This is a genomic window from Stenotrophomonas aracearum (genome assembly GCF_031834615.1).
GTDB classification, from domain to species: domain Bacteria; phylum Pseudomonadota; class Gammaproteobacteria; order Xanthomonadales; family Xanthomonadaceae; genus Stenotrophomonas; species Stenotrophomonas aracearum.
On record NZ_CP115543.1, the window covers coordinates 111,498 to 131,361 of the forward strand.

Genomic DNA, 19,864 nt, shown 5'->3' on the forward strand with positions numbered 1-19,864 from the left:
GTCTGCAGCACGCGGGCGGCGCGCGTCCCGCATTGGATAAGGAACTACCCGTAATGGCTAATCCGTTCAGTCTGGAAGGCAAGATCGCCCTGGTCACCGGTGGCAACACCGGCCTGGGGCAGGGCATCGCCGTCGCGCTTGCGCAGGCCGGCGCCGACGTCGCAGTGGCCGGCATCGCGCCGCCCACCGAGACCATCGCAAAGATCACCTCGCTGGGCCGCCGCTGCCTGGCGGTGGAAGCGAACCTGATCAGCATCGAGCCGGTGGAGCGGGTGATCCGCGAAACCGTGGAAGGGCTGGGCGGCTTGGACATCCTGGTGAACAACGCTGGCCTGATCCGTCGCGCCGATGCGGTGGACTTCAGCGAGCAGGACTGGGACGACGTAATGAACGTCAACATCAAGTCTGCGTTCTTCATCTCGCAGGCGGCCGGTCGTCATTTCATCGCGCAGGGCCGCGGCAAGATCATCAACATCGCCTCGATGCTGTCGTTCCAGGGCGGCATCCGCGTGCCGTCGTACACCGCGAGCAAGAGCGGTATCGCCGGCATCACCCGCCTGCTGGCCAATGAGTGGGCCAGCAAGGGCATCAACGTCAACGCGATCGCCCCGGGTTACATGGCCACCGACAACACCGCCGCGCTGCGCGCCGATGAGGACCGCAACAAGTCCATCCTCGACCGCATTCCGGCCGGGCGTTGGGGTACGCCGGAAGATCTGGCCGGTACGGCGGTGTTCCTGGCGTCGAGTGCGTCGGATTACGTCAACGGGTCGGTCATTCCGGTAGACGGTGGCTGGTTGGCGAGATAATGCTTCGGTACCGACCAACGGTCGGTACCAACCGCGTAGCGCCGGGCTCTGCCCGGCCCACGCACCCTGACATCATGCGATCGCCGGGCAGAGCCCGGCGCTACGGGGCACGACCATGCTGCGTTCTTCGTTGTTGCTGTGTCTGTTCCTGCTGGCCACCAGCGCACACGCCGCGCCGCACCGCATTTTCATTGCCGGTGATTCCACTGCCGCCGAATACGGGCCGGAACGTGCACCGCTGACCGGCTGGGGCCAGGCACTTCCAAGCTATCTGGATCCCGCGCAGTGGGAAGTACGCAACCACGCCAAGGCCGGGCGCAGTGCGCGCAGCTTCATCGAGGAAAAGCGGCTCGACGCCATTGCCGCCGACATCCAGCCCGGCGACGTACTGCTGATCCAGTTCGGCCACAACGACGCCAAATTCGAAGATCCCACGCGTTACGACGACCCGGACACCGCCTACCCGCAGTACCTGATGCGGTACGTGCAGCTGGCTCGCGACAAGCGCGCTACGCCGGTGCTTATCACGCCGGTGGCGCGGCTGCTGTATGACTTCGGTTCGCTGCTGGACACGCACGGGCTGTACACCCAGGCGGTGAAACAGCTGGCCGCGCGGGAGCAGGTGCCGTTGATCGACCTCAATGCCAGTTCCACGCGCTGGATCCGCGAACTGGGCGAGCAGGGCGCCAAGCCGTACTTCATGTTCGTACCCGAGCAGAACAGGGCCGACGGCACCCATTTCAGTGCGGCCGGCGCGAATGCGGTGGCGTGCCTGGTGGTGCGTGACTGGCTGGTCCTGAAGCCCGAACTGAAACCGGCCCTGAAGCGCGACATCGACTGCGACGTGAGCCAGCCCGCAGGGCAGGGAAGCGACCCGGCCAAGCCGTCGCGCGTGGTGCATGAGCGTGACATCGCGATCAGCCAGCCTGGCCCGCATGGCGGGGCCGGCCCGACCACGGCGTATCCGTTCTTCGCCGAGGACAAAGACCTGCCGTTCGTGCTGCGCAAGCGCGTGCTGCACAAGGGCGCGGGCATCGGCCTGCACCCGCAGCACAAGGATGAGATCTATTACATCGTAAGCGGGCAGGGCAGCTACGTGCTGGATGGCAAGCAGTACGACGTCGCCGCCGGCGATGCGCTGCTGACCCGGGTGGGCAGTCTGCATGCGCTGCAGCAGCGCGGGGAGCAGGATCTGGTGGTGCTGCTGGCGTACCCGCGGTAATGCCGCAGGCGTGCCGCTAACCTTCAAAAGCTCCGGAGACTTTTGAAGTTTATTTGCCCAACCTTCAAAAGCGTGAGAGGCTTTTGAAGGTTAGCAGTCACCCACCTTCCTGCTCCCGGGGTCCAAAATGCGCAGAGAAGACATTGCCGGGCCCCTTCGGGCCTACCTCACCCCGGTAGAGGGGCGCCCCAATCTGCTGGCAATGAGCCCCCCGCCGACGCCACGGCGGCTGCCAGTGGGACACTCAGGATCATTCAGCCTGATGGCAAACGCAAACTCTGCCCTTGACCGGCTAGGCGATGCCATGCGGCATTGGCGCGCGCCTGAGCTGGTGACACGGACGCTGGCGCGTCGGGAGGCGGTACAGAGCTCCCAGATTGAAGGCACCCAGACCGACCTGGATCAGCTGCTCGTCTATGAGGCCACATTGGGCATGGACGGTCTGCCAGTGGACGTACTGGTAACCGAGCGTTACGTGCAGGCGCTTCAGCACGGCCTGGACGCGGTCAGGGAAGGTGGCAGGGCGGCGCTCACCCTGCAGCTGGTCAATCAACTGCATGCCATGCTGATGCAGGATGCTCCCGACGACTTTCCAAAAGGGGTTTATCGAACGGAGCAGGCCATCATCGGCGCCTTGGGCAGCCGGCCGGCAGACGCCCGTTTCATTCCGTCGCCGCCGGACAGGATCGAACCGGCCATGCAGGAACTGGAGCGCTCCATGCTTCAGTACGAACGGCACGAAGACGAGCAGGGCGAGCTGATCGTCATAGCGCAGCTGGCCATCGCGCATGCGCAGTTCGAAACCATCCATCCCTACAAGGATGGCAATGGTCGAACCGGCAGATTGTTGATGCCGCTGATCCTCGCCGCCGAGGGCCATCCGCCGCTGTACCTGTCCGGTGCACTGCTGCGCAGCAAGGATGCGTACTACGACGCGCTCAACCAGGTGCAGATCAAGGGCAACTGGGCACCTTGGATGGACATGGTGTGCAAGGCGATCGTGGAATCGGCAAACGACGCGATATCGATTGCCGACGATATGACCACGTTGGCGAAAAAGTGGGCCGAACAGATGCAGGGCTACCGCCGTGACTCGGTCGCCCATCGCCTTCCCAGCCTGCTCATCGGGCATCCCGTGGTGACCGCGTCGCAGGTTGCTGTCCTGCTGGGTGTTTCAGAACGTTCTGCACTGACCGGCATCTATGCGCTGGAGAAGGAAGGCGTGCTGGTACAGGGGGACGAGCGCAAGTGGGGGCGAACCTACCATGCGAAGGCCGTACTTGATCGGCTCAACCAGTTGCCTGCGCCGCCGAAAATACGCGCTTGGTGAGGCAAGCCGGGCAGAGCCCGGCTCTACCCCGATACGCGCGAATCAGACGTCGCCGCCGTCCGCCCAGCCCTCACCGGTGCCCTTCTGGAACACGCGGTCGCCGTCCTGCACGTCACCGGCCGGCAGGTGTTCCTGGGCTTCCAGTGCCGCATAGATCGGCGTGAAGTCCGGCGAGGTGGCCTCCATCAACTGCTCGTAGCTGTCGATGACGAAGTAGGTCTTCTGGAACGTATCGATGCGGTACTTGGTGCGCATGATCCGCTCCAGGTCGAACCCGATCCGGTTCGGCGCGGCCGATTCCAGCGAGTACAGCGACTCGCCCTTGGACGAGACGATGCCGGCCCCGTAGATGCGCAGGCCTTCCGGCGTGTTGATCAGGCCGAACTCCACCGTGTACCAGTACAGGCGGGTGAGGTGCTGCAGCGCTTCGGGGCCGATGGCGTGGGCTTTGACGCCGCCACGGCCGTAGGCGGCCATGTAGTCGGCGAACACCGGGTTCATCAGCAGCGGTACGTGGCCGAACAGGTCGTGGAACATGTCCGGTTCGGCGATGTAGTCGATCTGGTCGGGACGGCGGATCCACCAGGTCACCGGGAAGCGGCGGTTGGCCAGGTGGTCGAAGAAATCCAGTTCCGGCAGCAGGCCTTCAACGCCTACCAGGGTCCAGCCGGTGGCGGCGCCCAGCACTTCGTTGAGCTGGTCGAAGCGCGGAATCATGTGCGCGTTCATGCCCATCTCGTCCTGCGCCTGCAGGAACTCCCGGCTGGCACGGCCCTCGAGCAGCTCACGCTGGCGCTGGTACAGGGTGCTCCAGGTGGCGTGGTCGTCGGCGCTGTAGCTCTCCCACGGTTGTTCCACCACGGCGGTGGTGTACACCGGCACGTAGCCCTTGTCGGTCTGCTGGTGTTCGACGCGGCGCGGGGCGGTGGCGGTTTCCATCACGGAGGACTCCTGGAAGGTCATCCGTTGATGCTAGGGCAGGGGACGCGCAAGAGGCTTGCAAAGTTGCACGGATATGCCGACGTGGCGCAATATCGTTGCGTCCATTCAATGTTGCGGAGCAGCAATGTCCGGGGATAACCAGTTCGACCGCACGGATCTGCGTCTCCTGGCGGAGATCCAGCAACACGGCCGCGCCACCAACGCCGAACTGGCGGCGCGGGTGAACCTGTCCCCGTCGGCCTGCCTGCGGCGGGTCCAGCGGCTGGAAACCGAAGGGGTGATCGAAGGTTACGGCGCGCGCCTGGAGCCCCGGCGGATCGGCCTGGGCCTGCAGGCATTCGTGCGCGTGCAGCTGGAGAAGCACGACCAGCACGCCATCGGGGTGTTCGCCGAGAGCGTGGTGGAGTGGGATGAGGTGGTGGCCTGCCATGCGCTCACCGGCGACATGGACTACCTGCTGCACATCTACGTGCGCGACCTGGAGCACTTCTCCAGCTTCCTGCTGGACAAGCTGCTGAACGCGGCCGGGGTGGCCGACGTGAACTCCAGTTTCGTGCTGCGCACGGTGAAGGATTTCCGGGCGCTGCCGTTGTCGCAGCTGGAGTGATGCGGCGCGTTACGCGCACTTCTCCTTGCGCCCCATCAGCTTGCCAACGCGCGAGGGTTCCTCGCACTTCGGTGCGGGCGGCGGCGGTGCAATCGCCGCGGCGCGCGCGCGCTGCAGCTGCTGGATCTTGGTGCGGATCTGCGGCATCGCGGCCATCGCGGCCTTCTCGCCTTCCAGGATCGCGTTGTTGCGCTGGCTGAAATCGGCCGCGCCGATGTCCAGCACCTTGGGCCGGATGATGATGTCCGCACGTGCCAGTTCCTGTTCGCCCAGGCGCTGGCCCATGATCGAGATGGACTGGTTGACGATGCCCAGCATGCCGGTCGGCGCCTTGCCGCTGGCCTTGCTGGAGATGTCCACGGCAATCACGAAGTCGGCGCCCAGCTGGCGCGCGGCGTCCACCGGCACCGGGCTGACCACGCCACCATCCACGAACATGTTGCTGCCGATCTTTACCGGCTCGAACACGCCGGGAATGCTGCTGGAGGCGCGTACGGCCTGGCCGACGTTGCCGCGCACGAACACCGCGCGGTCGCCGGTGTCCAGGTTGGTGGCCACGGCGGCGAACGGCTTCTTCAGTTTCTCCGCTGGGCGGTTGTCGACCTGCGCGTTGACGTAGTCCTGCAGCTTCTGGCCCTGCACCAGCCCACCGGAGAACAGGCGCACGTCGCGGATGCTGGCTTCGTCCAGGGCCACGGCCTTGGACTGCATCTGGAACGCATCCATGCCGCTGGCGTACAGCGCACCGACCACGCTGCCGGCGCTGGTGCCGGAAACGACCATCGGTTCGAAGCCGTTGGCTTCCAGCATCTTGATCACGCCGATATGCGCGAAGCCCTTGGCCGCGCCGCCGCCGAGCGCAATGCCGATCTTCACCGGCTTGGCCTGCGCGGCCGGCACCACCACCGGGGTGACCGGGGCAGGGCGGGTGTTCTCACCACCGCAGCCGGCCAGCAGGCCGAGCAGGGCAACGGACAACGTCAGACGGGTGCGGCGGAAGGCAATCATGGGCGGCAGATAAGTGAATGGGGACCTTGAAGGTCGCCAGCATACCGGGTAGTGCCGGCCGTCGGCCGGCAACCGGGCAATGTCGTTTAGCCGGGCGCGGGGTGGATTGCGGCGTTGGCAGGGTCAGACGGGGACACGCGTGGCGTGTCACTACGAATTGAGCCTTCGCCCGTCCTGGGGCCTGGGTAAAAAAGAGGCCCGCTTTCGCGGGCCTCTCGGTGCCTTTCGGCCAAATGTACTGCGTGTGCCTTTCGGCCAACGACTGAAGTCTAGATCCTTCGATCATGCTGTGCAAGGACGGATGCGTCGGCCAACATTCTAAAAAACTATTTAATATCAATATGTTGAAGACGCTTCATCGGGTTCCAACGGTCGAGGAGCAGGCCTATCTTTACGGCCTGTTTGCGACACTACGTTCAAAGAGTCCAGAAGACCTTGGCAGCCAATTGCCCTGATCACTGCCCGCTGGATGGAAGCCAAGCAGTCCTCCGAAACCCTGGGCGGCGGCGAACCGCGTCGATTCAGCGGTCTGAGGCGATTGCGGTCTACCGTCTGGATCATGTTGGATTTGGCCCAGCAGGTCGCGGCGTCTCCGTACCGGGCGAGACCAGGTAGATCCGACCGCGCCAAGCGGACGTGCAGCCCTCTTGCTTCGCCCGCTTTTCGCGGGTTGCTGTGACAGTCCTGCGTGGTGCTGATGGGAACAACCAGATACTGGCCTTTGTGGTCGCCAAGGATCACCACGGGCCGCGGCTTCTGGATCTCATAGGGAATCGGACCTTGGAACTCAGTCCTCGTGAACTCGGTTCTGCCACTGTCATCTCTCAGGACGGGAGCGCCTTCTGCATCAAGCAGCGGCCTGTACCTTCCAAAAAGACATTCATGGATCTCGCCCCGCTTTATTCGGGAGTTCATCGCTACGCCCTTGATATTTTCCGCCGGGTTGTAGCACCGGTTGACTCCGGGAGCAGGTACTGCCGCACCGTTCGATCATGATCCACGTTGCACCTGACGGGTCCAAGGGGGGGAAGCACCGCTGAAAACGGTCGTTTGCGAGGCTGCGGAGTCAGACTGCTGGAGTTGTTCCCCGGGGAAGCGCGATGTCGTCGTTGGCTACCTCGGCAACAACACTGCGCGTACCCTGTCCGTATCCCGCGAATGATGGCAGCTCAGCAGCAGTGCCAGTAACCCTGGTGGCAGATGCCGCACGAGGGAGATAAGTGCTGGTCACTACCTGAAGACATTCAGTTTGGTCCGTATCCGGTTTTACATTTCCGGCCCCGGATCTTGGTAATCAATGACCCGCATTTGCGACGCTGTTGTTGTACTGCAACAATTGTCTGGTAGCGCCGGTCCACCACCCCTCCCAACACAGCCTAATCGCCATGTTCTCGAACCGCACTGCCCACGGCCGTACTCCGTCCGTGCACCCCCTCGTACTCGCTCTTGCCGCCCTGCTGCCACTGACGGCCGCAGCCCAGGATGCCCCCGCCACCAAGGATCCGGTCGCGCTCGATACCCTGCAGGTCACGGCGCAGCGCCGTGTGGAAAACGCCAAGGACGTGCCGGTGTCGATCTCCGCCATCCAGGGCGAGAAGCTCGACGTACTCGGTTCGGCCGGTGACGACATCCGCTTCCTGTCGGCGCGCGTGCCGAGCCTGAACATCGAATCGTCCTACGGTCGTGCCTTCCCGCGCTTCTACATCCGCGGCCTGGGCAATACCGATTTCGATCTGAATGCCTCGCAGCCGGTGTCGCTGGTGTATGACGACGTGGTGCAGGAAAGCCCGCTGCTCAAGGGCTTCCCGCTGTTCGACCTGGCCGGCGTGGAAGTGCTGCGCGGCCCGCAGGGCACCCTGTTCGGGCGCAACACCCCGGCCGGCGTGGTCAAGTTCGACTCGGCCCGTCCCTCGCAGGATGCCGATGGGTACGTGAAGGTCTCCTACGGCACCTACGACACCTGGAACACCCAGGCCGCCTACGGTGGTCCGCTGACCGACCGCTGGTCCGCACGCGTGTCGGCGCTGTACCAGCGCCGCGACAACTACGTCGACAACACCCGCCCGAACGCCCCGGCCGAGGGCTTTGAAGGCTATGACGAAGCCGCTGGCCGCGTGCAGTTCCTGTACGAAGGCGACGAGTTCGAAGCGCTGTTCAACCTGCACAAGCGCAAGCTCAACGGCACCGCGCGCCTGTTCCGCGCCAACATCATCCAGCCGGGCAGCAATGCGCTGGTGGAAGATTTCGACCGCGACAAGGTGTCCAACGACGGGCAGAACTTCTCGGAACTGGAAACCTGGGGCGGCAGCGCACGCCTGCAGTGGAACCTGGGCAGCGTGACCCTGCACTCGATCACCGGCTATGAAACCGCCGAGTCGCTCAACCATGGCGATATCGACGGCGGCTACGGCGCCAGCTTCCTGGGTGCCGGCAACTACGGCCCGGGCTTCATTCCGTTCCCGTCCGAGTCGGCCGACGGCCTGCCGCACCACCGCCAGTGGACCCAGGAATTCCGCGTGGAATCCAACGAGTGGGGCCGCTTCGACTGGCAGGCCGGCGTGTTCTACTTCGATGAAGACGTCACCATCGACAGCTTCAACTACGACTCGCTGACCCCGGGCAACCCGCAGACCGGCCACGCCGTGCAGAGCCAGCGCAACAAGGCCTGGGCGGCGTTCGCCTCCGGCGACTTCGACGTCACCGACAAGTTCAAGCTGCGTGGCGGCGTGCGCTATACGCAGGACAAGAAGGACTTCACCGCCAGCGTGCTGCAGGCCGTGCCGGGTGGCACGCCGGTAAGCGGTCCGTACATCGCCAACACCGATGTCGATGACGTGAGCTGGGACCTGAGCGGTGTCTACCAGATCACCGACAACGTCAACACCTACGCACGCGTGGCGAAGGGCTTCCGCGCCCCGTCCATCCAGGGCCGCCTGGCCTTCGGTGGCGTGTCGCAGGCCGACTCGGAGAAGGTGATTTCGTACGAAGTGGGCGTCAAGGCCGACCTGTTCGACCGTCGCGCGCGCCTGGGCTTCAACATCTTCCGTTACAACGTCGATGGCCAGCAGTTGATCGCGGTGGGCGGCAGCAACAACACCGCCACCCTGCTCAACGCCGACAAGACCATCGGCCAGGGCGCGGAGCTGGACTTCGAGGCCTACCTGACCGACCACGTGCTGTTGACCCTGGGCAGCAGCTACAACGACACCGAGATCAAGGACCGCGACCTGGCGGTGGCGATCTGCGGTGGGGGCTGCACCATCACCGACCCGACCACGGTGATCAACGGCGGCACCTACGCGCTGGTCAACGGCAACCCGCTGCCGCAGGCGCCGAAGTGGATCCACAACATGACCCTGCGCGCCGGCTTCCCGCTCAGCGACGCCAACGAACTGTATGTGTACACCGACTGGGCCTACCGCAGCCCGGTGAACTTCTTCCTGTACGAGTCGCCGGAATTCCGCAGCCGCTCGTCGCTGGAAGGCGGCCTGCGCCTGGGCTACAACTGGGAATACGGCCAGTACGACGTGGCGGTGTTCGGCCGCAACCTGACCAACCAGACCCGCGTGGTCGGCGCGATCGACTTCAACAACCTGACCGGCTTCCTCAACGAGCCGCGTACGTTTGGCGTGGAGTTCACCGCGAAGTTCTGATCGCGGTGTGATCGGATGAAACGAGAACGGCGCGGAGAGATCCGCGCCGTTCTTGTTTACGTCACAGCGCGCTGGCGGGCCTGATCTTCAGCACGCTCTCTTCGGCTGCGCAGTCGCGGCTTGAACCCACGCCAGCTTTCCGTGCCGCCGCGATTTCCTTGCGGGCGGCCAGCAGGTCACTCTGGAACGCGGCGTTGTCATGCAGCCGCGCCACCGCCGCGGCACCCATGAACCGGCCTTCCAGGATGTCGCTCTGCCAGTGCACGTTGCACACCAGCCGGCTTTCGCCGTAATTGCGGCCGCGTGCCTGGATCGCATCGGCACGCTCGGGCACGATTTCCGAGAGGATCAACGCCCAGGCCCAGCCGATCGAGGTATGGCCGGAGGGGTAGGAGCCGTTCTTGCGCAGGCCGTCCTCATCGTCCGGCGTGCAGGTCGGTTCGCCATTGACCATGAACGGGCGTGAGCGCTGGTACTGGTGCTTGGCCGCGCGCGTGGCAGCGCTGGCGTCGATCCGGCTGCGCTCGAGCAGGCGGTACAGCGCCGGGGTCTTCCCTGCATCCACATCCAGCCCGATCGCGCAGCTGAACTGGTTGGCGCCTTCCGGGAAGCCCAGTTCGGCGTCGCGGTGCGCCTGCTCCCAGCGCGGGCTGCCGCGCAGCGCGCGGGCCTCGCGGCTGACCTGCTCATCCAACGCAAATCCGGCCGACCCCGCCACCGGCGGCGCCGGCACCAGCGCCAGGCTGGCCGGCACGGCATCGGCGGCAAGGTAGCCCACTGCCTTGGTCACCACCGTGGCCTCCACCGGCGTGGCCGGGGCCTGTACCGAGGCGCAGCCCGCCAGAACCCCCAGCAGGGCAGTGGTCAGCAGGGGACGGAGCAGGGCGGTGGCATAAGGCATGGGCGGGTCTCGACGTGCGCGTGAAGCCGGCATGATCGCAGCTTCCAGCCCGCCTGCCAGCCGCCGCAGGTCATGCCGCCAGACCCGGCACGGCGCGCTGCATCGCCGCCGTGGGATTGGTTTCAAATGCGACGAACCCTGTACTGGGTCACGGACTGGGATCGCCAGCCGGCATAGGTTCTGCATTGGCGCCATCACCTGTATGCCGGTTCCCGATCAATGGAACCAATGCACGGGGCGTCAGCAGTCAGGGGGAACCACCAACGGTAGAGCGGGGCTCTGCCCCGCTGCCCAAACGGAGACGAAAGAATGCAAACCACTGCAGTGGGGAAGGGCATCGGCCTCGCCCTGGGACTCATGCTGGCAAGCGCCAGCGCCCACGCCGCCGATGTGCTGGGCGTGGCGTTCGTGCACGGCACCGGCAAGCAGACCGATGCGCGCGCCGACTACTGGCAGCCGGGCATCATCGACACGGTGCGCCAGGGGTTGCCCAACAGCGCCAATTACACCGTGGTCAACTGCGATTTCGAGCAGTACATGTGGAAGCCCGAGGCAGCCGGTTGCCTGGCCGGGCAGCTCACCACGTTCATCAATACGCGCGGCATAACCAAGCTGGTGGTGATCACCCACTCCAACGGTGGCAACGTGGTGCGCTGGATCCTCTCCAACCCCACCTACGACAGCCGCTACCCGAAGCTGATCCAGACCATCAGCAAGGTCACCGCGCTGGCACCGTCGTCGGCCGGTACGCCGCTGGCCGACGCGGTGCTCAACGGCAACGCTTTCGAGGCCTCCGTAGGCTGGCTGCTGGGCTACCAGAACGATGCGGTGCGCATGCAGCAAGTGGGCTGGATGGCCACCTACAACGCGCAGAACCTGTACGGCACCGCGGGTCGCCCGGCACTGCCCCGACCGTTCCGCGCAGTAGTCGGATCGGACGTCGAATCCGCGGTGTGGGACAGCAACAGCTACTGCGGCGGCTATGCGCAGAACGTAGGGCTGGAACTCACCCAGAACTGGCTCAACAGCTGTTCCGACGGCTTCCTGGAGTGCAGCAGCCAGAAGGCGGCGGGCAGCGTGCTGTTCACCGACAAGGCACGCACCAACGGCGCCGAACCGCTCAGCCACAACCAGAGCCGCCGCGAATGCTTCGGCCTGGGCGCGATCCTGCGCAACGACCTGACCCTTTGAGGAGCACGCCATGACGTCACGACTGAGCTTGGCCATCGCCGTGGCCGCAGCAGTGTTTGCACTGCCCTTGCAGGCAGCACAACCATTGCAGACCGCACGCGCGCCGGATGCGGTGGCGCCGAGGGTGGAACGCGCGCCCATGCCCGATGCGACCATCGAACGCGCCCCGGTGCAGTTCGCCTGGGCGCTCGACCCGGACCAGGCGCTGACCGCACCCGCGCCCTTCACCGCATTGAGCCGCAGCTACTGGGACACCGTGGACGCCTCCAGCCTGCAGCGCGGCCTCGAGCTGCCGCTGACCGCACCGGATGCGGTGATCCAGGTCAGCCCGGTGCAGGGTGCGCGCCCGCTGGAAGTGGAACAGCTGCAGGTGCGCGACCCCAACGGTGCGCAGGCGCTGGACACGGTGGTCGACACCCAGCAGCTGCGTGCCGCTGGCATGGGCGTCAACGAGGGCAGCGCAATGGCCCGCACCGGCGCCAGCATCGCAGTGGGCAGCTACCGACTGCAGGCGCCGCAGGCACAGGGTCGCTATGTGGTGCAGGTGCTGGAACCCAACAGCCCGATCGCATTGCAGCTGCAGGCCGACCGTCAGCAGGTGCTGGCCGGAGGGCGCATCGCGCTCAGCGCCCGCCTCCAGAACGATGGCGGCAGCACCGCGTTGGCGGCAGGCCGCTCGGTGGCGCGGGTGCTGCCGGCGGCGGGCGAAGCCCTGCTGGTGGCGCCGGACGGTCGCAGCTGGCCGGTACCGCTGGTCGCCGGCAAGGACGGGCTGCGTGCGCAGGTGACGATTCCCGAGGACATCGGGCAGGCGCAGGGCCTGTGGGAACTGCAGGCCTTCGTGACCGCGCAGGGCGTGCAGCGTGACGCCAAGGTGGCGTTCGCGGTGGCCCGGCCGACCGCGCGCTTCAGTGGCCAGGCCGAGGTGGATGCGGCCCAGCGTCAGGTGCGGCTGCCGCTGCGGATCGGCGCGCCGGGTCGGTACGAGGCGCGCGGCACGCTGTACGCCACCGGGCCGGGGGGCGTGCTGCGGCCGGTGGCGCAGGCGCACAGTGCGGCGTGGTTCGAGAGCGTCGGAGGCGGTGAGCTGGTACTGGCCTTCGACAGCGTGGCCTTGCCCAGCGGCTATGCCGCGCCGTTCGAGCTGCGCGACCTGCAGCTGCAGGACCAGGGCCGGATGGCGCCGATCGAGAGCCGGGCGGTGGCGGTCAGGTTCTGATGGATTTCCGGGGAGCCACGCAGGGCGTGGCTCTACCGGTAAAAGGGCTCTACCCCGCGAACGCGGTCAACCGCCCGTCGTGCTCCACCACCTGGATCGGCCCGCCAAACACTTCAGACAAGGGACCGTCGCGCAGCAGCTCCCCGCGCGTTCCATCGGCCGCAATCCGCCCACCGCGCAGCAGCACCACGCGTTCGATTTCCGGAATCACTTCTTCGATGTGATGGGTCACCAGCACCAGGGTGATGCCCTGCGCGGCCAGCGTGCGCATGGTGGCGATCAGGTGCTGGCGGGCCACCAGGTCCAGCCCGGTGGAGGGCTCGTCCAGCAGCAGCGCCTGCGGGCGGTTGACCAGCGCCCGCGCGATCAGCACGCGGCGGGTCTCCCCGGCCGAAAGCTCGGCGTAGCCCCGCTGCAGCAGCGGCAGTGCGCCGGTCAGGGCCAGGGTTTCACGCACCCGGGCGCGCATGTCGTCGGTGACCTCGCGGAACGCCGGCACCACGAAGCTGGCGAAGAAGCCCGACAGCACCGCTTCCTCCACGGTCAGCCCGGGCATGTCCGACAGGTTGCTGCTCAGGTCGCCGGTGACGATGCCCAGCTGCGAGCGCAGCCGGTCCACCTGCCAGCGGTTCTGGCCCAGCACCCGCACCGCCACGGTGCCGTCGGCATGCGCCAGCGGATACAGCTCGCGGGTGATGAGCTTGATGAAAGAGGACTTGCCGCAGCCATTGGGCCCCAGCAGCGCGGTGTGCTGGCCCTGCGCGATGCGCAGGCTGAGGTCGTGCAGCACCCGGACCTGGCCGCGGATGACGCAGGCCCGGTCGAGTTCGATCAGGGGCGCGGCGGCCAACGCGGCCGACGGAGGGGTAGCAACGGTCATGAATGCGGGGGCAATGCTCACGAAGGGGGAAAACAACTGAATGACTACGCAAAAATGGCACCAGACGGATGAAGTTTGCAACGTCTGGCCCCATCATGGCGGGAACTGCCCTGTTTCCCTGCTGGCCGATCCGGCCCGGAGTCCTGCGATGCCCGACGTCCTCCTCAACTTCCTGACCGGCGGCGTCGTCGGCCTCGGCTGGTGGGGCATGGGGCTGGTGCTGCTGGTGTTCACCCAGCTCACCATCTTCGCCGTGACCCTGTACCTGCACCGCAGCCAGGCGCATCGCGGCGTGGACTTCCACCCGGCCATCGCGCACTTCTTCCGCTTCTGGACCTGGCTCACCACCTCCATGATCACCAAGGAGTGGGTGGCCATCCACCGCAAGCACCACGCCAAGGTGGAAACCGAGGAAGACCCGCACAGCCCGGTCACCAAGGGCATCGGCACGGTGTTCTGGCGCGGCGTGGAGCTGTACCGCGAAGCGCGCGGCATGCGCGCGGACATCGAGCAGTACGGCCGCGGCGCACCGGAAGACTGGATCGAGCGCCACCTGTACACCCCGCACGCCAACCTGGGCCCGGTCGCGCTGTTCGCGGTGAACCTGGTGCTGTTCGGCCTGCCCGGCATCGCGCTGTGGGCGATCCAGATGGCGTGGATCCCGTTCTGGGCGGCCGGCGTGGTCAACGGCCTGGGCCACTGGTGGGGCTACCGCAACTTCGAGTCGGCCGACACCTCCACCAACCTAACCCCGTGGGCGTTCTGGATCGGTGGCGAAGAACTGCACAACAACCACCATGCCTTCCCCAGCTCGGCGCGCTTCTCGATGCGCCGCTGGGAGTTCGACATCGGCTGGGCTGCCATCCGTGGCCTGCAGGCCCTGCGCCTGGCCAAGGTGCTGCGCGTTGCGCCGAGCATGGACGTGCGCCCGAACATCGCCGTGCCCGATGCCGAAACCCTGAAGGCGCTGCTCTCGCACCGCTTCCAGGCGATGACCGACTACCAGCGCAATGTGTTCGTACCGGCCCTGCGCGAAGAAGCGGCCATGGCCGGTGCCAAGCTGCGCCAGCTGCTGCCGCGTCGCATGCGCCGTGGCCTGGTCAACGACGGCCGCTGGCTCAAGCCGGACTGCCGCGCCGAACTGAGCAGCTGGGTCGAACAGCGCCCGCGCATCCGCGTGCTGGTCGAACACCGCGCCCGCCTCTCGGCCCTGCTCGAAGCCCGTGGCAACGACGCCGCCGAACGGCTCAAGCTGCTGCAGGCCTGGTGCCACGAGGCCGAAGCCAGCGGCATCGCCGCGCTGCAGACCTACGCGGCGCGCCTGAAGGGCTATGCGTTGACGGCGCACTGAGTGGTGCGGCGTTTTTCCTGTGCGGCGCTGCTGGTGCTGGCCACCGCCGCGCAGGCCCAGATCACCGACACCGGCACCTACCTGCAGCGCATGGACGCTGACGGCGACGGCAAGGTGAGCGTGGAGGAGTACGTGCAGTGGATGCTGTACGCCTTCGACCGGATGGACCGCAACGGCGACGGCGTTCTCAGCACCGACGAGCTGCCCGGTGGCAAGGGCAGGCCGATCACCCGCGAGCAGCAGCGCCAGACCATCGTCGAACGCTTCCACAAGCAGGACGCCGACGGCGACGGGTTCCTCAGCGCGAAGGAACTCTCCGCGCCGCCGCGTTGAACATAGGACCCCCGTCGTAATGCCCGAACTTCCCGAAGTAGAAACCACCCGCCGAGGCCTGGCGCCGCATCTGGAAGGCCGCCGCGTGCACGGGGTGATCCTGCGCCGGCCGGACCTGCGCTGGCCGATTCCCGATGAAATCGGCGCGCTGCTGCCCGGCCAGGCGATCGAAGGCGTGCGCCGGCGGGCCAAGTACCTGCTGCTGGACACCGCCATCGGCAGTGCGGTGCTGCACCTGGGAATGTCCGGCAGCCTGCGCGTACTACCGGGGGACACCCCAGTGCGCGCGCATGACCATGTCGACATCAGTCTCGACAACGGCCGCCTGCTGCGCTTCAACGACCCGCGCCGGTTCGGCAGCCTGCTGTGGCAGCCGGCCGGCGACACCCACCCGCTGCTGGCCGGGCTGGGCCCGGAGCCACTCGACGACGCCTTCGACGGCGACTACCTGTTCCAGCGCAGCCGCGGCCGCAGCGCCTCGGTGAAGACCTTCCTGATGGACCAGGGCATCGTGGTCGGGGTCGGCAACATCTATGCGGCCGAAAGCCTGTTCATGGCCGGCATCAACCCGCTGCGTGAGGCCGGAAAGATCTCGCGTGAGCGCTACCAACGGCTGGCCACGGCGGTGAAGCAGATCCTGGGCCACGCTATCACCCGTGGCGGCACCACCCTGCGCGACTTCATCAATCCGGACGGCGCGCCCGGCTATTTCGAGCAGGAACTGCTGGTGTACGGGCGTGAAGGCGAACCCTGCCGGCAATGCGGCCGGCCCCTGCGCCACGCCACCATCGGCCAGCGCGCCAGCGTCTGGTGTGGGCACTGCCAACGCTGAGGCGTAGCGCGCGCGGCACCAACGGGCGTTATAGTCGGGCAGACGTCACCGGCGGGGTGTGCGATGGACGATAGCCCGGATATCACCGTATGGCTCGATTCGGCCCGCGCGGGCGACCGCGCCTCGCTGGATCGGGTGCTGACCCTGCTGTACCAGGAACTGCACAGCATGGCCCGGCGCCAGCTGGCGGGGCAGCAGGGGCGCACGCTGGATGCGACCTCGCTGGTACACGAGTCCTACCTGAAACTGCTCGGGGCACGCGGTGCAGCGCGCTTCGAGGACCGCGCGCATTTCTTCGCCTATGCGGCCTCGGCGATGCGCAGCGTGGTGGTGGATTACGCGCGCAACCGGCTGGCGCGCAAACGCGGCGGCGACCTCAAGCGGGTGGCGGAAATTCCCGAGAACAGCAGCAGTGGCGTACGCCTGGACGAAGACCTGCTGGCGCTGGACGTGGCGCTGGCGCGGCTGCAGGCGGTGGACAACCACCTGGCCAAGGTGGTGGAACTGCGCTACTTCGCCGGTCTGTCCGAACAGGAGATCGCCGACCTGTGCCAGCGCTCGGAGCGCAGCATCCGGCGCGACTGGCAGAAGGCACGGATGTTCCTGCTGGCCTCGGTCCGCGAGGACTGAGCACGGCGGCGGTCAGGGCCCCGCGCGGTGGCGCGGGCGGTTCGGCACAGAGGTAACGCAGCGCCCGGGGAAGGGACGATGGACGCAGTGCGCTGGCGGCAGCTGTCTTCGCTGCTGGATCAGTTGCTGGAAATGCCCCACGACCAGCGCAGCGCGCGCCTGGCGCAGCTGCGTGCGGCCGACGCCACGCTGGCCGACGACCTGGAACGGCTGCTCGCGCATGAGCACGAAAGCCAGGACTTCATGGCCCAGCCGCTGTGGACGGCCGCGCCCGAAGAAAGCCGCGCCGGCACCCATGTCGGTCCGTACCAGCTGCTGCGCCAGCTCGGCGAAGGCGGCATGGGCGAGGTATGGCTGGCCGAACGCGCCGATGGGCTGTACCAGCGCCAGGTCGCGTTGAAGCTGCTGCGCAGCGGCTATGCCGACCCCGGGCTGCGCCAGCGCTTCAGCCGCGAACGCGAGATCCTGGCGCGCCTGCAGCACCCGCACCTGGCGCAGCTGCTGGACGCCGGCGTGGACCTGCAGGGCCAGCCGTATCTCGCGCTGGCCTACGTGGAAGGCGAGCCGATCACCGACTACTGCCAGCGCCTGCAGCTGCCGCTGGAACGTCGCCTGCAGTTGATGCTGCAGGTGTGCGCGGTGGTCAGCCATGCGCATGCCAACCTGATCGTGCATCGCGATCTCAAACCGTCCAACATCCTGGTCACCGCCGAGGGCGAAGTGAAGCTGCTGGACTTCGGCATCGCCAAGCTGCTGGCCGGCGACGAACTGCCTGCCAACGCCGCGCACCCGCCGACCGAAGCGCGCGCGTTCACCCTGCATTACGCCGCGCCCGAGCAGGTGCGCGGCGAGCCGGTGACCACGCTGACCGATGTGTACTCGCTGGGCGTGGTGCTGTTCGAGGTGATCACCGGCCGCAAGCCGTATCGGTTGCGCCGGCACAGCGATGCCGAGTGGGAACGTTCGATCCTGGAAGTGGATGCGCCGCGTGCCTCCAGCATGCTGCTGCGCGGCGACGGCAGCGATACCGGCGTCATGCCGGCCACGCGGCGGCTGGCCCGTCGGCTGCGCGGCGACCTCGACACGGTGCTGCTCAAGGCGCTGCAGAAGGATCCCGCGGAACGCTATGCCTCGGTGGAGGCGTTGGCCCAGGACCTGCAGCGCTTCCTTGACGGCCGCCCGATCCAGGCGCGCCCGCAGCGCTCGCTGTACCGCCTGCGCAAGTACCTGGGCCGGCATCGCTGGGGCGTGGCGTTGGCGCTGGTCGCGGTGCTGGCCCTGGTCGCGCTGGCGGCACTGGCGCTGTGGCAGATGCAGCAGGCGCGGCGCGAGATCGCGCGCGCGCAGGCCATGCAGGACTTCACCATCGGCCTGTTCGACCGCGCTGCCAGCGTGCGCCACGGCAGTTTCGACGTGCGCCAGCTGCTGGCCACCGGGCAGCAGCGGGGCGAGGCCGAGCTGGCCGACCAGCCGCTGCCGCTGGCCGACCTGGAAGGGGTGATCGGGCGGCTGCGGATCGGCATGGGCGATTACGCGCTGGCGCTGGAAACCCTGGACCGCCAGCGCGCCCTGCTGGAGCGGGTCAAGGACGTGCCGCCGGGGCTGCAGCTGGAAGCGGTAACCCAGCGCGGCCGCGCGCTGCGCATGCTGGGCCGCTCGCGCGAGTGCGTGGCCCACCTGCTGCCGATGCAGACGCTGGCGGAAGAACAACGCCAGGCGTTGCCCTCGCTCGTGGCCGAGTTCCATGCACAGCTCGGCCGCTGCCAGCAGTTGCTGGGGTACCGCGACGAGGCGCGGGACGCCTTCCAGCTCGCGCTGACCCTGCGCCGCGACGGCATCCACGACGCCACCGGCACCGCCGAGAGCCTGGCCGACCTGGCTGCGCTCGACTACGACGACGGCAACGCCCCGGCCGCCCTGGCCGGCTATCGCCAGGCGCTGCAGCTGCTGCAGAACCGCAGCACCGACCGCCACCCGCAGCTGGTCACGCTGCGCCGCCACCTGGGCGAGACACTGGCCGCACAGGGCGACCTGGACGGGGCCGAGCAGGCGCTGCGCGCGGCCTGGGCCGACGCGGTGGCGTTGTACGGCGCCGACCACCCGGAAACGTTGAGCATCCGCCGCCTGCGCGCCACCCTGGCCCTGCAGCAGGGCGAGCTGGCCGAGGCCGGGCAGGCCCTGCAGGACGTACACCGGCTGACCCGCAAGGCGCTGGGCGAACGGCACCGCGACACCGGCCTGACCTGGCACGCACTGGGCCGGCTGGCGCTGGAGCGCGGCGACAGCGCTGGCGCGGTGGATGCGTTCGCGCGGGCGGTGGCGATCTGGCGGCAGCCGGACTGCATCGGACTGCTGCCGCAGGGCCTGTACGACTACGGCAGCGCGCTGGCCGAGACCGGCCGCTGGCAGGACGCGCTGGCCGCGCTGCACGAAGGCCGCCAGTGGCAGGCGGCGCAGCGTGGCGATGACGACCCGGATGTGCAGCGCGCCGACCGCCGGATGGCGGAGATCATCGGCGAACACGTCGACCCGTGGCAGGCGGGCGACCGCCTGGCGACGCTGATGCGCCAGTCCGCACGCGGCGGACCGGACGCGCGCCTGCAGCAGCAGGCGGTGCAGCTGGCCTGGGGCCGCAACCTGGTGCGCATGGACCAGCCGGTGGAGGCGCAGCGCGTGCTGCAGCCCCTGACCCTGGGCGACGCGACCGATCCGCGCAGCCTGCAGCTGCGCTGGCTGGCCCGCGCAACCCTGGCCCAGCTGGACTGCGCCCTGGCGCCGGTGCGCGGGCGGCAGGCACTGCTGCGGCTGCAGGGCGAGGTGCGCCAGCAGCGCCCGCAGGGCGGCTACGTGCCGCGCCAGATCGACCAAGCCCTGCAGGCCTGCCAGCCTGAACGGCAATCGCGGGCAACAGCGGCGAATTAACGCGGGCATGCCTATGATGGCCGGCCCTTTCCTG

The 19,864-nt window shown here is 67.4% G+C and carries 17 protein-coding genes; 12 read left to right on the forward strand and 5 right to left on the reverse strand.

From position 1 onward, the window contains the following. Positions 1–53: 53 nt before the first annotated feature. The 3 genes from kduD (at position 54) to PDM28_RS00520 (ending at position 3,361) form a co-directional block, all read left to right on the forward strand. Positions 54–809, forward strand: a complete 756-nt coding sequence (gene kduD, locus PDM28_RS00510) for a 2-dehydro-3-deoxy-D-gluconate 5-dehydrogenase KduD (RefSeq protein ID WP_102946950.1) — start codon at positions 54–56, stop codon at positions 807–809. A gap of 115 nt (positions 810–924) precedes the next feature. Continuing rightward, positions 925–2,031, forward strand: a complete 1,107-nt coding sequence (locus PDM28_RS00515) for a GDSL-type esterase/lipase family protein (RefSeq protein ID WP_311183362.1) — start codon at positions 925–927, stop codon at positions 2,029–2,031. Positions 2,032–2,293: 262 nt separating this feature from the next. After that, entirely contained in the window at positions 2,294–3,361 is a 1,068-nt protein-coding gene (locus PDM28_RS00520) for a Fic family protein (RefSeq protein WP_311183363.1), read from the forward strand. A 42-nt stretch (positions 3,362–3,403) separates the two neighbouring features. Here PDM28_RS00520 and phhA read toward each other — a convergent pair whose 3' ends face one another. Further along, positions 3,404–4,300 (reverse strand): phenylalanine 4-monooxygenase, encoded by an 897-nt coding sequence (gene phhA, locus PDM28_RS00525; RefSeq protein WP_102946986.1) that lies wholly within the window; start codon positions 4,298–4,300, stop codon positions 3,404–3,406. A 127-nt stretch (positions 4,301–4,427) separates the two neighbouring features. On the opposite strand from phhA, the gene PDM28_RS00530 reads away from it, so the two are divergent. Then, positions 4,428–4,910, forward strand: coding sequence for an Lrp/AsnC family transcriptional regulator (locus tag PDM28_RS00530; RefSeq protein WP_311183364.1), 483 nt, complete (start codon positions 4,428–4,430; stop codon positions 4,908–4,910). A gap of 9 nt (positions 4,911–4,919) precedes the next feature. On the opposite strand, the gene PDM28_RS00535 is transcribed toward PDM28_RS00530, so the two are convergent. Together PDM28_RS00535 and PDM28_RS19250 are read right to left on the reverse strand one after the other, a co-directional pair. Continuing rightward, positions 4,920–5,918: a patatin-like phospholipase family protein gene (locus PDM28_RS00535; protein WP_311183365.1), complete on the reverse strand. Its 999-nt coding sequence runs from the start codon at positions 5,916–5,918 to the stop codon at positions 4,920–4,922. Between the two features lie 336 nt (positions 5,919–6,254). Then, positions 6,255–6,833: a type II toxin-antitoxin system PemK/MazF family toxin gene (locus tag PDM28_RS19250; protein ID WP_102946953.1), complete on the reverse strand. Its 579-nt coding sequence runs from the start codon at positions 6,831–6,833 to the stop codon at positions 6,255–6,257. Positions 6,834–7,303: 470 nt separating this feature from the next. Here PDM28_RS19250 and PDM28_RS00540 point away from each other — a divergent pair, with 470 nt between their 5' ends. Next, positions 7,304–9,571 (forward strand): TonB-dependent receptor, encoded by a 2,268-nt coding sequence (locus PDM28_RS00540; RefSeq protein ID WP_311183366.1) that lies wholly within the window; start codon positions 7,304–7,306, stop codon positions 9,569–9,571. A gap of 61 nt (positions 9,572–9,632) precedes the next feature. Here the strand turns inward: PDM28_RS00540 and PDM28_RS00545 are convergent, their stop codons facing one another. After that, a complete protein-coding gene (locus tag PDM28_RS00545) occupies positions 9,633–10,472 on the reverse strand; it encodes an acid phosphatase (RefSeq protein ID WP_311183367.1) in 840 nt (279 codons plus the stop codon). Between the two features lie 309 nt (positions 10,473–10,781). Between PDM28_RS00545 and PDM28_RS00550 the strand changes: the two genes are divergently transcribed. Both PDM28_RS00550 and PDM28_RS00555 read left to right on the forward strand, forming a co-directional pair. Further along, positions 10,782–11,663 (forward strand): lipase family protein, encoded by an 882-nt coding sequence (locus tag PDM28_RS00550; RefSeq protein ID WP_311183368.1) that lies wholly within the window; start codon positions 10,782–10,784, stop codon positions 11,661–11,663. A gap of 10 nt (positions 11,664–11,673) precedes the next feature. Further along, positions 11,674–12,882, forward strand: a complete 1,209-nt coding sequence (locus PDM28_RS00555) for a DUF4785 domain-containing protein (RefSeq protein WP_311183370.1) — start codon at positions 11,674–11,676, stop codon at positions 12,880–12,882. A 49-nt stretch (positions 12,883–12,931) separates the two neighbouring features. On the opposite strand, the gene PDM28_RS00560 is transcribed toward PDM28_RS00555, so the two are convergent. Continuing rightward, positions 12,932–13,762: an ABC transporter ATP-binding protein gene (locus PDM28_RS00560; RefSeq protein WP_102946958.1), complete on the reverse strand. Its 831-nt coding sequence runs from the start codon at positions 13,760–13,762 to the stop codon at positions 12,932–12,934. A 148-nt stretch (positions 13,763–13,910) separates the two neighbouring features. On the opposite strand from PDM28_RS00560, the gene PDM28_RS00565 reads away from it, so the two are divergent. From PDM28_RS00565 to PDM28_RS00585, 5 genes are all read left to right on the forward strand, one after another. Continuing rightward, entirely contained in the window at positions 13,911–15,113 is a 1,203-nt protein-coding gene (locus PDM28_RS00565; protein WP_311183371.1) for a DesA family fatty acid desaturase, read from the forward strand. A 3-nt stretch (positions 15,114–15,116) separates the two neighbouring features. After that, on the forward strand, positions 15,117–15,446 hold the full coding sequence (locus PDM28_RS00570) for an EF-hand domain-containing protein (protein ID WP_311183372.1): 330 nt from the start codon (positions 15,117–15,119) through the stop codon (positions 15,444–15,446). Positions 15,447–15,465: 19 nt separating this feature from the next. Beyond that, positions 15,466–16,278, forward strand: a complete 813-nt coding sequence (gene mutM / locus PDM28_RS00575) for a bifunctional DNA-formamidopyrimidine glycosylase/DNA-(apurinic or apyrimidinic site) lyase (protein WP_311183373.1) — start codon at positions 15,466–15,468, stop codon at positions 16,276–16,278. 63 nt (positions 16,279–16,341) lie between these two features. Next, positions 16,342–16,908, forward strand: coding sequence for an ECF-type sigma factor (locus PDM28_RS00580; protein ID WP_070209124.1), 567 nt, complete (start codon positions 16,342–16,344; stop codon positions 16,906–16,908). 78 nt (positions 16,909–16,986) lie between these two features. Beyond that, on the forward strand, positions 16,987–19,830 hold the full coding sequence (locus PDM28_RS00585; RefSeq protein ID WP_311183374.1) for a serine/threonine-protein kinase: 2,844 nt from the start codon (positions 16,987–16,989) through the stop codon (positions 19,828–19,830). The last annotated feature ends 34 nt before the right edge of the window (positions 19,831–19,864 follow it).

What these genes read in the sequence shown, in the direction of transcription:
- kduD (WP_102946950.1), top strand. Translation starts at nt 54, where the DNA reads ATGGCTAATCCGTTCAGTCTGGAAGGCAAGATCGCCCTGGTCACCGGT.
- PDM28_RS00515 (WP_311183362.1), top strand. Translation starts at nt 925, where the DNA reads ATGCTGCGTTCTTCGTTGTTGCTGTGTCTGTTCCTGCTGGCCACCAGC.
- PDM28_RS00520 (WP_311183363.1), top strand. Translation starts at nt 2,294, where the DNA reads ATGGCAAACGCAAACTCTGCCCTTGACCGGCTAGGCGATGCCATGCGG.
- phhA (WP_102946986.1), bottom strand. Translation starts at nt 4,300, where the DNA reads ATGGAAACCGCCACCGCCCCGCGCCGCGTCGAACACCAGCAGACCGAC.
- PDM28_RS00530 (WP_311183364.1), top strand. Translation starts at nt 4,428, where the DNA reads ATGTCCGGGGATAACCAGTTCGACCGCACGGATCTGCGTCTCCTGGCG.
- PDM28_RS00535 (WP_311183365.1), bottom strand. Translation starts at nt 5,918, where the DNA reads ATGATTGCCTTCCGCCGCACCCGTCTGACGTTGTCCGTTGCCCTGCTC.
- PDM28_RS19250 (WP_102946953.1), bottom strand. Translation starts at nt 6,833, where the DNA reads ATGAACTCCCGAATAAAGCGGGGCGAGATCCATGAATGTCTTTTTGGA.
- PDM28_RS00540 (WP_311183366.1), top strand. Translation starts at nt 7,304, where the DNA reads ATGTTCTCGAACCGCACTGCCCACGGCCGTACTCCGTCCGTGCACCCC.
- PDM28_RS00545 (WP_311183367.1), bottom strand. Translation starts at nt 10,472, where the DNA reads ATGCCTTATGCCACCGCCCTGCTCCGTCCCCTGCTGACCACTGCCCTG.
- PDM28_RS00550 (WP_311183368.1), top strand. Translation starts at nt 10,782, where the DNA reads ATGCAAACCACTGCAGTGGGGAAGGGCATCGGCCTCGCCCTGGGACTC.
- PDM28_RS00555 (WP_311183370.1), top strand. Translation starts at nt 11,674, where the DNA reads ATGACGTCACGACTGAGCTTGGCCATCGCCGTGGCCGCAGCAGTGTTT.
- PDM28_RS00560 (WP_102946958.1), bottom strand. Translation starts at nt 13,762, where the DNA reads ATGACCGTTGCTACCCCTCCGTCGGCCGCGTTGGCCGCCGCGCCCCTG.
- PDM28_RS00565 (WP_311183371.1), top strand. Translation starts at nt 13,911, where the DNA reads ATGCCCGACGTCCTCCTCAACTTCCTGACCGGCGGCGTCGTCGGCCTC.
- mutM (WP_311183373.1), top strand. Translation starts at nt 15,466, where the DNA reads ATGCCCGAACTTCCCGAAGTAGAAACCACCCGCCGAGGCCTGGCGCCG.
- PDM28_RS00580 (WP_070209124.1), top strand. Translation starts at nt 16,342, where the DNA reads ATGGACGATAGCCCGGATATCACCGTATGGCTCGATTCGGCCCGCGCG.
- PDM28_RS00585 (WP_311183374.1), top strand. Translation starts at nt 16,987, where the DNA reads ATGGACGCAGTGCGCTGGCGGCAGCTGTCTTCGCTGCTGGATCAGTTG.